This is a genomic window from Bacillus cereus group sp. MG1, assembly GCF_040460035.1.
In the GTDB taxonomy this organism is placed as follows: Bacteria; Bacillota; Bacilli; order Bacillales; family Bacillaceae_G; genus Bacillus_A; species Bacillus_A cereus.
Map to the genome: position 1 here is coordinate 465,343 of NZ_JARVGY010000001.1, position 11,928 is coordinate 477,270.

Consider the following 11,928-nt stretch of genomic DNA (forward strand, 5'->3'; position numbering starts at 1 on the left):
TCGTAACATGATTAGGTCGAAAAGAATCAACCACCACTTACTGGCGGAATCATCGCCACAGTATCACCAGTTTGAATGACGTCATTCTCATTTGCATACTCTTCATTTATAGCTACCATGATTTCATTTGAAATCGCTACGTTGTATTTCTTAATGAGTACCTTCTTTAGTTCAGCAACTGTAATATTTTCACAATCGATTTGTAATGCTGGCTTACTTACTTCTTCTTGTAAATGTGCAAATAATAGTACTTCAATCATATTCTCATCTCCTCTTCAGGTTCACCATCTTCCCAAAATTCTTTCTTCCAAATTGGAACGATTTGTTTTATACGCTCCATAATATATTCGTTCGCCTCATATGCAGCTTTCCGGTGTGGTGTAGAAACAGCGACGACAACAGCAAGATCAGAAATTTGTAATGTACCAATGCGATGTGTAATGGCGACAAATGTCCCAGGCCACCTCTCTCCTAATTCAGTACCAATTCTCTCAAGTTGTTTTTCTGCCATTGTTTTATATGCTACATACTCTAAATGTAGCGTACGACGCCCTTTCGTAAATTCTCTAACAGTACCAACGAAAGTAGTAACTGCGCCACACTCACGACGAATTACTTTGTTTGTAACTTCCTCAATTGAAATAGGTGTATCAATTACTTCATAATACGTTTGTATCATTTTGCACCTCTTATCTTTGTATAAGTTAGTAATCTATTTTTCTATTATTTGTATGATCGAAGTGGTTCTTCCCACGGCCACTCACTTCCAGCGTTTGATTCTAATAACAGTACGGAAACAGTTATTCCTGCTTCAAATCCTCTCGTTCCTCCTGGCAGGACGATAAATGCGTTCGCCTCTGCAAGTGAAGAAATTGCACTAGATTTATCTAAACCAACTGGTATAGCTTGCAATTGACTATCTACAAATTCCACTCTCCCTCTTACAAAACGAGTAAACGGATTTGCTTTCGAAAAGTCTTTTTGTAAAATTGCTTCTGCACGATAAATGTGTGGATCTTTCCTATGCAAATATGTTCCAATGACTGGTCGAACATATAACTCACATCCGACATAACAAGCAGAAGGATTACCAGATAAACCAAATAGTAGTTTTCCTTCTACCTCAGCTACAGTTGTCACACTTCCTGGTCGCATCGCTATTTTGTTAAAAAGTACATTAGCTTGTAACCTCTTATGAATAGCAGGTAAATAGTCATAATCTCCTACCGAAACGCCACCAGTTGTAATTAAAATATCGACTTCTTTCATCGCTTTTTTTACAGTGTTATAACACGTCTCTAAATCGTCAGCGAATTGCCCATAATACTGTACAACTCCGCCGGCTCGTTCAATTTGAGCAGCAATCATATAAGAGTTACTATTTCGAATCTTCCCTAGCTTTAATTGTTCATGTACTTCAAGCAGTTCGCTTCCTGTTGTTACAATTCCAATAACCGGCTGTTTTATAACATGTACGGAACTATAACCAAACGTAGCAAGAAGCGCTGCTACTCCAGGATTAATAACAGTCCCTTTTTTCACAAGGATGCTATTTTGGTTTACATCTTCTCCTTTAAAAGAAATGTTATCGCTAGAAGAGAAAGAGCGTTTTAATACCATATAAATCTTTTCATTTTCTTCAAATCCTTCCGTTAGCTCTAACATAACAACCACATTACACCCTTCCGGAATTGCGGCACCTGTCATAATACGGACAGCTTGAAATTCTTTCACTTCTTCTGTAAAAACAAAGCCTGCTCCAATTTCGCCAATTACTTCAAATTGAATGGGGTTACTACTACTCGCTTCTTTTGTATCTTCCGCTCGAATCGCAAACCCGTCGTACGGAGAGCGATCAAAATGCGGAACATCATGATCTGCAATAACATCTTCTCCAAGTGTTCTACCGTAGCTTTCTATAAGAGAAACCTTTTCCATTTCACCTTGGTAGGCATATTTCATTACACGAGCAACTGCTTCTGCTACTGGAATTGGTATACGTTTATCTAACATTCTTTTTCACCTCATTTTAATAAGGAAAAAACGATTTTTCTGTTCATCCTATATATTTGGCGTATAATCGTTTTGCTATTTTCACATCATTTGTCCCATGAATAAATGCCCTACCGTCTATAAATAAAACAAAACGATATTCATCAACTAGAAATGATAGTAAGTAAGGCGTTTTTTTGACATGTACACTTTTTTGTAATCGTTTTTGAATTTCGGTTAAATTAAGATTTCTCTTTATTCCTGAACGGATTTGAACTGTATTCCGTCCGCATAACACTTCCGTTTTCATTTGCGCTTCAAATATTAAGCTTGGATACGTTCGTGATTTCCCACAAGAAGGACATGTACTTTTCTTCTGTCTATTTACTTTTAATGAGAGATATTGATTGTTCCAAATATCAAATGACAACATCGTCCCTCTTAATGATTCATAATCACCCACCAATATTTTCATCGCCTCTGTAACTTGGTGAGCAACGACCATTTGTACAGCTGGCTGAATGATTCCGGCTGTATCGCATGTTGCACCGCCCATAGGATGATCCATTAGACAGCGAAAACATGGTGTTTTCCCAGGAAGAATTGTATACGTTACACCGTAACTCCCAATACATCCGCCATATATCCAAGGTATATTTTCTTTTTGTGAAATGTCATTTATAAGTAGACGCGTATCGAAATTGTCAGTCGCATCTAATATGAGATCCACATCTTTTGTTAACTCTTCTATTTCTCGCATTGTGACATCTGTTACAACTGGTACAATTTCCACTTCAGAATTAATCTTTCTTACATGTTCTGCTGCTGCAATTGCTTTTGGTTTACACTGCTGCGCATCTTCTTCTGTATATAACTGCTGCCGCTGTAAATTACTCCATTCGACGTAGTCACGATCAGCAATTGTCAATTTCCCAATTCCCATCCTAGCAAGTGCTTCTGCATTCGCAGCTCCTAGCGCACCCGCACCGATTAGGAGCACATGCTTTTCTCTTATTTTTCTTTGTCCCATTTCACCAATTCCAGAAAACAACACTTGTCTTGAATAACGCTCTTGCATAAGAAATCCTCCTTTCACTATCCACCAATGTAAGACATTTCAACTTTTGGACGTTTACTTGTATTCTCAACTGTTCTTTCATCTGAATATCGATCTGTTCTATATCGCCATGTATCATTTAAAATTTTTAATAGTGATGCATCAGAAATATTTTCTCGAAGAAGCGTTCGCAAATCCGTTCCTTTCGCTCCAAATAGGCATGTGAAAAACTTGCCGTCTGCCGAAATACGAGCTCTCGTACAAGAAAAACAAAATGACTCAGAAACAGAAGTAATAAATCCAACTTCTGCATTACTCCCTACATATCGATACAATTTCGCAACCTCTCCAAAATAACGAGGCTGAGCGGGCTCAATTGGATATACACGATTAATTTTCTCTATTAATTGTTCCTTCGTAATGACTTCTTCAAAATTCCATCCGTTTGTACTGCCTACATCCATAAACTCAATGAAACGGAGCTGAATTTCTTTTTCTTTAAAATAACGAGCCATATGAAGAATTTGACTATCATTCATCCCTTTTTTTACGACCATATTTACCTTTACTTCTAATCCAGCAGCATTTGCTGCTTCTATTCCTTTCAGTACAGGTTTTGTACTTACATTTCTTCCGTTAATTTTTTTGAAGACATGGTCCTCTATCGCATCTAAACTAATATTTACACGTTTTAATCCCGCGTCTTTTAGCGCCTTAGCTTGTTTTGCTAAATGAATTCCGTTTGTTGTGAGTCCAATATCTTTTAAGCCTTCTAGATTTGTAAGTCTTGCAATTAACTTCGGTAAGTCTTTACGCAATAAAGGTTCACCGCCAGTAAGCCTAATTTTATTAACTCCCATACTTATAAATAATCTCGCTAACCTTTCTATTTCATTAAATGTTAATAAACACTCTTCCTGTAAAAAAGCATAATCAGGTCCGAACACTTCAGCAGGCATACAATATGTGCACCTAAAATTACAACGATCAATAACTGAAATGCGTAAATCTTGAAGTGGCCGCTTTAAAGAATCTTTCATATTCTCGTGCATCTCTATCCCTTCTTTTCTGCTGCAATCCTTAGTAAGCTTTCATTTTTTTATTTGCCTTCATTATAAAAAAGAAGCTACATATTCAATGTGACTTTTCTCACATCACTTTCCCCATTCAAAAAATTTTCACAAATCCGTTCGCATTTTGTTCACATCTTTAGCCACTCCTCCTTACGGTCATTGAAATTTCAATTTATTTTTAAATAGCTCTTGCATTTTCATCATACTTACACTCAAAATAGGAAATGTATTGCTTATAAGAAGAAAGGTGATCACTGTGGCAAACAGTATGACATTATCTCAAGATTTAAAAGAATTACTTGCATCTGTTGAATATAAAATGCAGATAAAAAAAGGTAGTTTTATTTTTCAAGAAGGTATGGAGGCAACAGAACTCTATATCATTCACTCAGGGAAAGTACAAATTAGTAAACTTAGTGCTGACGGACAAGAATTAACACTTCGAATTTGTTCGGAATATGACATTATTGGAGAATTAACATTGTTCACGGATAATGCAAAATATTTATTAAACTCAAAATGTCTTGAAGATGTTGAAGTAGGTGTAATAAAACGTGAAGCGTTAGAAAAAGCATTACTCCAAAAACCCGCTCTTGTATTTGAATTTATGAAATGGATTAGTGAACATTTAAGAAGAATGCAAACGAAGTTCCGAGATTTAGTATTACACGGCAAAAAAGGTGCCCTGTACTCTACTCTTATACGAATGACAAATAGTTACGGTGTATTAAAAGAAAATGGTATTCTCATCGATTTACCATTAACGAATCAAGAACTCGCTAATTTCTGTGCAACTTCACGTGAAAGTGTAAATCGAATGTTAAATGAATTAAAAAAGCAAGGTACAATTTCAATTCATAAAGGAAAGATTACAATCCACGATTTACAATTTTTAAAATGTGAAATTGCTTGTGAAGATTGCTCTGCTTCTGTTTGTAGCATTGATTAGCATCTTATTTAGATGCTAATCTTTTTTCAATTTAAACTACTTATTAACGTTTATTGCCTATGTAAACAAAAACGAGGCCTTCCATATTAGACCTCGTTTCGTTTTAACCATTAGCTCCTATCCGTTTACAGCAGTATTATTTTTTCAACTCATTAGGAATACGTCTTCTGTAAATCACATAACTACGGCTTACATATTTAATTGGGGCACTAAATACATGTACAAGTCTTGTAAATGGCCACACTGCGAAAAGCCCCATCCCTGCGAGAATGTGAATTTTAAACCATATTGGTACTTCCATCATATATTCAACTTTCGGTTGGAAAATAAAGAGACTTCGGAACCAAGGGCCAATCGTTGTACGATAATCAAATCCTTTTGAATCGATATTTAAAAATGTTGAAGAAAGTCCTGCTAGCATTACGATAAGTAATAAAATAAGCGCAATATAATCTCCCTTTGTACTCGTTGCAATGATACGTTTTACAGTTACGCGGCGGTACGTTAATATAATTAAACCGATAATAGAAGCAACACCTGCCGGAAGCCCGAAACTAATTGCTACTACATGGTACACATGCTCAGAAATACCTACTGAACGGTATACAGCTTCTGGAATTAAAATCCCCATAACATGACCGCCAATTACGAACATGATCCCAAAGTGAAATAATAGACTTCCGAGTCGGAGCATTTTCTTTTCTAATAGTTCACTAGATTTTGATGTCCATCCAAATTGATCATAGTTGTATCTAAAAATATGTCCACCGATAAAGATTGCAAAAATGATATAGGGAAACAATACCCAAAGAAATTGATCCATCATTTTGACAACGCTCCTTTCTAATTTGTCTGTACACCCCATGTTTCGATAGCGAGTAGCACAGACGCAAGAATTGGTTCATACATACTACCCGCTTCTTTTAATTGAACGTGTAATGCTTGTATATTTTCCGTGTATTTACTCATAATTGGTTCACTGTCTTGCTCATTTGCATTTGCAAAAAACTCAAGTAAAAGTGGTAAATAGTCAGGTAGTTCTTTATCTGTTACGCTAAAACCTGATTTTTTATAATGTTGTTTTAACTCTAGTAATTCAATACCTCTTTCTCTTTGTTCACCAGTGTTCATATAAGTAAGATACATATTTGTTTTCTTACCAAAATCAAATGTATATACGTAACTATCAATGAGTTGATCATTCGTTTTATCTAGCACTTGCTTTATAAAGGCTGTAAGTGAAGCTTTAACGTCTTCCTGTTCTATTGTTTTAACCTCTTCTTGCAATTCAGTTAAAGCTTCTCTCCACCCTAGTTCAGGATAGGAGAGAAGAAAAGAAGAACAAGAAAAAGCTGTTTGTAAACTTTGTCTCATAATTTTCTGCCCCCTTTATTTAAGAAATTGTCATACAAGAGCCTGGACCACCTGTGAATGATAAACCACAGCTTCCTTGTTCGCTATATAAATCTGCCACTTGTTCACGGTGAGATGTCGGGATAACGAAGCGATCTTTATATTTCGCGATGGCAAGAAGACGATACATATCTTCTACATCCTGTTTCGTTAAACCAAGTTCTTTTAATACAGCTTCATTTGGCTCTTTATTAATTTGCAGTGCTCTCATATGTGTTCGCATAACAGCCATTTTTTTCAATGTAAGACGAATGTGTGATTCATCCCCTGCAGTGAGTAAATTCGCTAAATATTGAATTGGAATACGCATATTATCAATTGCAGGGAAAACCTCTTCTGCTTGCCAGTTACTACCTTTCCCTTCCACCATGTTCATAATTGGGCTAAGCGGAGGGATATACCAAACCATCGGCATTGTACGATACTCCGGGTGAAGAGGCAGAGCAATTTTCCAATCGATAATCATTTTATAGATAGGTGACTGTTGTGCTGCTTTAATCCATTCTTCAGGAATGCCTTGTTTTTTCGCTTCAGCTGCTATTTCTGGATCATTTGGATCTAGGAAAACAGTAAGCTGAGATTCATATAAATCTTTTTCGTCTTCAACAGAAGCTGCTTCTTTTACTTTGTCAGCGTCATATAGCATTACTCCAATATATCTGATACGTCCTACACATGTTTCTGAACAAATTGTTGGCATACCAGCTTCAATACGTGGGAAGCACATTGTACATTTTTCAGCTTTATTCGTTTGCCAGTTAAAATACACTTTTTTATATGGACAAGATGATACGCAGAATCTCCATGCGCGACATGCATTTTGATCTACAAGAACAATTCCATCTTCTTCACGCTTATACATCGCACCAGATGGACAAGATGATACGCAAGATGGATTCATACAATGTTCACATATGCGTGGTAAATACATCATAAAGACGTTTTCAAAATCTGTTTTAATTTCTTCTTCCATTTTCTTTACGTTTGGATCTTGCAATCCAGTTATATGTCCGCCTGCTAAGTCATCTTCCCAGTTTGGACCCCATTCAATTTTGTCGATAAATTCGCCTGTAATTGCTGATTTCGGACGAGCAACTGGCTGATGCTTACGCTGCGGACTATTTGTTAACGTTTCATAATCATAGTTCCAAGGTTCAAAGTAATCATCAATCGTTGGTTGATCTGGATTGTAGAAAATATTCATAAGACGTTTCATTTTCGAACCGGATTTTAGCTGAATTTCACCATTTTTCAATTCCCAGCCGCCTTTATATTTCTCCTGATCTTCCCATTGTTTCGGATAACCAATACCTGGTTTCGTTTCTACGTTATTGAAATACATATATTCAGCACCTGGACGATTTGTCCAGGTGTTTTTGCATGTTACGCTACAAGTATGACAGCCGATGCATTTATCTAGGTTCATTACCATTCCGACTTGTGCTTTAATCTTCAAGCCAATCTACCTCCTTCAGTTTGCGAATTACAACGTTTAAGTCGCGCTGGTTCCCAGTTGGACCATAATAGTTAAATCCATAACTTAATTGACCATATCCACCAATCATATGTGTCGGTTTTACGTGAATTCGAGTTGGACTATTATGCGTTCCCCCGCGATTACTTGTTAATTTCGTACCAGGTACGTTAATGTGACGATCTTGCGCATGATGCATAAATGCCATTCCTCTCGGTATACGGTGCGTTACAACAGCACGCGCTACAACAACACCGTTACGATTAAAGCACTCAATCCAATCATTATCTGCAACACCCGCTTCAGCAGCGTCCTCTTTATTCATCCAAACAGTTGGACCACCTCTAAATAGCGTTAACATCGGTAATGAATCGAAGTACATACTATGAATCGACCACTTATTATGCGGTGTTAAATAGTTTAATGTAATTTCTTTCCCTTCTACTTCAGGTCGTGATTTACGGAACGGTTTATGTTGCAGAATTGGTTTAAATGTTGCCATCGTTTCACCAAATTCTTTCATCATGTCATGGTCTAAGTAGAAAGATTGTCGACCAGTTATCGTTCTCCAAGGAATGAGACGTTCCACATTTGTTGTAAACGGTGAGTAACGTCGTCCACCTTTTTCTGAACCTGTAAAGGCCGGAGAAGTAATTACTGTTTTCGGTTGTGCTGTAATTTGTTCGAATGTAAAGCATTCTTCTTCACGTTCTTCTGCTAAATCACGTAGTTTTAAATCTGTTTGTTTTTCAAGTGCTTCCCATGCTTTTACTGCCATATGACCGTTTGTTGTAGAAGATAGTGTTAATACCGCTTCAGCAGCATTGATTGCTTCTTTGATGTCTGGACAACCTTTCGCGATAGAATCCGTTCGAACGACTCCTAATTTGCTCTTTAATTGCTCATACTCTTTTTCTGCTGACCAAGAGATCCCTTTCGTACCAATCGGTTGTTTTCCGGCATTTGGTCCAAGCGCAGTCATTTTGTCATAAATCGTTTTATAATCCCTTTCAACAACGTGAATTTGTGGCATCGTCTTACCCGGGATTGGTTCACATTCACCTTTACTCCAATCTTTAATCTTGCCAAGTGGTTGCGCTAATTCTTGCGGTGTATCATGAAGAAGTGGTGTTGCAACAACTTCTTTCATTGGTTCAAGATCAATTTTCTTCGCTAAATCTGACACAGCTTTAGAAAGTGAAGTGAAAATATCCCAGTCAGAGCGCGCTTCCCACGGTGAACCGATTGCCGGATTAAATGGATGTACAAATGGATGCATATCTGTACTGCTTAAATCGTGTTTTTCGTACCAAGTTGAAGCAGGTAAGACGATATCAGAATACAGTGCTGTTCCAGCCATACGGAAATCTAAATTAATGAGTAAATCAAGCTTTCCTTCTGGCGCTTCTTCATGCCACTTTATTTCTTCTGGTCGTAATGAATCACTGTCGTCATTCATTAACCCGTTTGTTGTACCTAATAAATGTTTTAAGAAATATTCATGTCCTTTACCAGAACTCGAAATTAAATTCGCACGCCATACGAATAAGTTTCGCGGGAAGTTGTTTGTGTTATCTGGATCTTCAATCGCAAACTTCAGTTCTTTTTCTTTTAATTTTTGTGCAACATATTTTCCGATTTCTTCTTGCGTTGTTGCACCAGCAGCAACAGCCTCTTTATATAATTCAATTCCATTTTTCTCGAATGTTGGATAAGAAGGTAACCAGCCAAGTCGTGCAGCTAATACGTTGTAATCACCGTGATGTTGATAACGAGAGTTACCTTCAACTGGTGACGCTAAATGTCCAACAGGTGTATCTTCATAACGCCATTGATCTGTTACGAAATAGAAGAAGGATGTACCGTTTTGTAATTTCGGTGGACCTTGCCAATCTTTTGCCATCGCGATTGTTTGCCATCCTTCTGCTGGTCTTAATTTTTCTTGACCAACATAATGAGCCCAACCACCGCCGTTTACACCTTGTGCTCCAACGAGAAGAACAAGATTTAAAACGGCGCGATAAATCGTATCAGAGTTAAACCAATGGTTAATACCCGCTCCGACAATTATCATTGAGCGACCATTCGTATCAACAGCATTTTGTGCGAACTCACGAGCAATTTGAATAATAAGCTCACGTTTTACTCCTGTCATTTTCTCTTGCCATGCAGGTGTAAACGGTATATCATCATTGAAGTCTTTCGGTTCTTGTCCGCCAAGCCCTCGGTTCACACCGTAATTTGCTAACGTTAAGTCGTATACAGTTGTAACGAACATTTCGCCCTCTTCTGTCATAACCTTTTTCACTGGAATCGTACGTTCTAATACTTTGTTTCCATCATCAGAGAAGTACGGAATTTGTACAGTTCCAATCGCTTCTTCCATTCCAAGTAAAGAAAGACGTGGATCAATCTTTTCACCTGTTTCTTCATCTTCTAAACGCAAGTTCCATTTCTTTTCATTATCCCAACGTGACCCCATTGTGCCGTGAGGTGTTGCAAAATCATTCGTATTCTCGTTCCAAAGAACAGGTTTCCATTCCCCTAACTTCGTTTCTCGTCCAATATCAGAAGCATTTAAGAACCGATCAGCAACGAATTGATCTCCTTTTTGTTTCAATGTGACAAAGAAAGGAAAATCAGTATATTGCTTCGCATACTTTGTGAAATATTCCACTTGATTATCTACGTAAAATTCTTGTAAGATTACGTGCCCCATTGCCATCGCAAGTGCACCGTCTGTACCTTGTTTCACACTAATCCAATCATCCGCAAACTTTGTTGATTCAGCGAAATCAGGACTGACAGAAACAACTTTCGTTCCTTTATATCGAACCTCTGCTAAAAAGTGTGCATCTGGTGTTCTCGTCATTGGTACATTTGAACCCCATGTCATAATGTAACCAGAGTTATACCAGTCACTACTTTCTGGTACATCTGTTTGATCACCCCAAATTTGAGGAGAAGCTGGTGGTAAATCCGCATACCAATCATAGAAGCTAAGCATCGGTCCACCCATAAGTTGCATAAAGCGACTACCAGCAGCATGACTTAGCATCGACATAGCTGGAATTGGTGAAAAGCCAACATTTCGGTCTGGACCGTATTTCATTACTGTGTACAGTAATGAAGCTGAAACGAGTTGTAATACTTCATCCCAATTCGCACGAATGAATCCCCCTTTACCACGCGCCTGCTTATACGTACGTGCCTTTTCACGGTTTTCCACAATGCTTTTCCAAGCCTCTAATGGTGACTCGTTATTTTGCAATTCTTCTTGCCACATATTCCAAAGAACACCACGTACATACGGGTATTTCACACGAAGTGGACTATAAATGTACCAAGAAAAACTTGCTCCACGTGGGCATCCTCGCGGTTCAAAATCTGGCATATCAGGACCTGTAGTCGGATAGTTAAGCTCCTGCCCTTCCCAAGTTACAATTCCATCTTTCACATATATATTCCAGCTACATGAACCAGTACAGTTCACGCCGTGTGTAGAACGAATTACTTTATCATGCTGCCAACGCTTTCTGTACACATTTTCCCATTCGCGATCTTCATATGTTTCTTGTGTATGATTATCGTTATAACGATCTATTGGTGAAAAATATTTTAAACGTCTCATTAGTGCTGAAGTTTTTTTCTTCATACTGTTCACTCCTTTAATACGTCTCTCTTACATACCCTTACTATAAGAGAGGTTGTAAAATACAGATGTGACATTTCGCACAGTTCAAGAGATTGTCAAAAATTTATTAGAGAATAAGTTTGTGAGAAAACCTTTTGTTCCGTTGTGAAGGTTATGGTTAATCGTGATTATTAGGAGAATGGTATTTTGAGGTATCGACTATTTTGCAAAAGAAAAAGAGTTTTGATATTATTTCAAAACTGCTATATGGAAAAGAGTATAAATTGTATGTAAAAAAATTTTTCCCAATGTTATTATTTTATATCGAGTCTGATT

Annotated in this window: 10 protein-coding genes; 1 reads left to right on the forward strand and 9 read right to left on the reverse strand. The window is 37.5% G+C overall.

Annotated features, from left to right (window positions below; translation table 11 throughout):
* Positions 1-26: 26 nt before the first annotated feature.
* Genes moaD through moaA form a run of 5 tightly spaced genes read right to left on the reverse strand, consistent with a single transcriptional unit; the run spans position 27 to position 4,101 of the window.
* Positions 27-260 (reverse strand): molybdopterin converting factor subunit 1, encoded by a 234-nt coding sequence (gene moaD, locus QCI79_RS02205; protein WP_000573683.1) that lies wholly within the window; start codon positions 258-260, stop codon positions 27-29.
* Positions 257-679 carry a molybdenum cofactor biosynthesis protein MoaE gene (locus QCI79_RS02210; RefSeq protein WP_000616827.1) on the reverse strand — a complete coding sequence of 141 codons (423 nt, stop codon included), beginning with the start codon at positions 677-679 and terminating at the stop codon, positions 257-259. Before QCI79_RS02210 ends, moaD begins: the two co-directional genes overlap by 4 nt.
* Before the next feature lie 44 nt (positions 680-723).
* Complete coding sequence (locus tag QCI79_RS02215; RefSeq protein ID WP_000884821.1) at positions 724-2,013, reverse strand: molybdopterin molybdotransferase MoeA; 1,290 nt, start codon at positions 2,011-2,013, stop codon at positions 724-726.
* Between the two features lie 43 nt (positions 2,014-2,056).
* Positions 2,057-3,070 (reverse strand): molybdopterin-synthase adenylyltransferase MoeB, encoded by a 1,014-nt coding sequence (locus tag QCI79_RS02220; RefSeq protein WP_001158130.1) that lies wholly within the window; start codon positions 3,068-3,070, stop codon positions 2,057-2,059.
* A gap of 17 nt (positions 3,071-3,087) precedes the next feature.
* On the reverse strand, positions 3,088-4,101 hold the full coding sequence (gene moaA / locus QCI79_RS02225) for a GTP 3',8-cyclase MoaA (RefSeq protein ID WP_000545028.1): 1,014 nt from the start codon (positions 4,099-4,101) through the stop codon (positions 3,088-3,090).
* Positions 4,102-4,378: 277 nt separating this feature from the next.
* Between moaA and QCI79_RS02230 the strand changes: the two genes are divergently transcribed.
* On the forward strand, positions 4,379-5,071 hold the full coding sequence (locus tag QCI79_RS02230; RefSeq protein ID WP_000013866.1) for a Crp/Fnr family transcriptional regulator: 693 nt from the start codon (positions 4,379-4,381) through the stop codon (positions 5,069-5,071).
* Between the two features lie 136 nt (positions 5,072-5,207).
* On the opposite strand, the gene narI is transcribed toward QCI79_RS02230, so the two are convergent.
* Genes narI through QCI79_RS02250 form a run of 4 tightly spaced genes read right to left on the reverse strand, consistent with a single transcriptional unit; the run spans position 5,208 to position 11,613 of the window.
* Positions 5,208-5,897: a respiratory nitrate reductase subunit gamma gene (narI, locus tag QCI79_RS02235; RefSeq protein ID WP_000969223.1), complete on the reverse strand. Its 690-nt coding sequence runs from the start codon at positions 5,895-5,897 to the stop codon at positions 5,208-5,210.
* Between the two features lie 17 nt (positions 5,898-5,914).
* On the reverse strand, positions 5,915-6,445 hold the full coding sequence (gene narJ / locus QCI79_RS02240) for a nitrate reductase molybdenum cofactor assembly chaperone (protein WP_001249921.1): 531 nt from the start codon (positions 6,443-6,445) through the stop codon (positions 5,915-5,917).
* Positions 6,446-6,464: 19 nt separating this feature from the next.
* Positions 6,465-7,940 (reverse strand): nitrate reductase subunit beta, encoded by a 1,476-nt coding sequence (narH, locus tag QCI79_RS02245; protein WP_000692704.1) that lies wholly within the window; start codon positions 7,938-7,940, stop codon positions 6,465-6,467.
* The gene (locus tag QCI79_RS02250) at positions 7,930-11,613 is read right to left on the reverse strand and encodes a nitrate reductase subunit alpha (RefSeq protein WP_000730783.1); all 3,684 of its coding nucleotides are present in this window, start codon (positions 11,611-11,613) and stop codon (positions 7,930-7,932) included. Before QCI79_RS02250 ends, narH begins: the two co-directional genes overlap by 11 nt.
* Positions 11,614-11,928 lie beyond the last annotated feature (315 nt).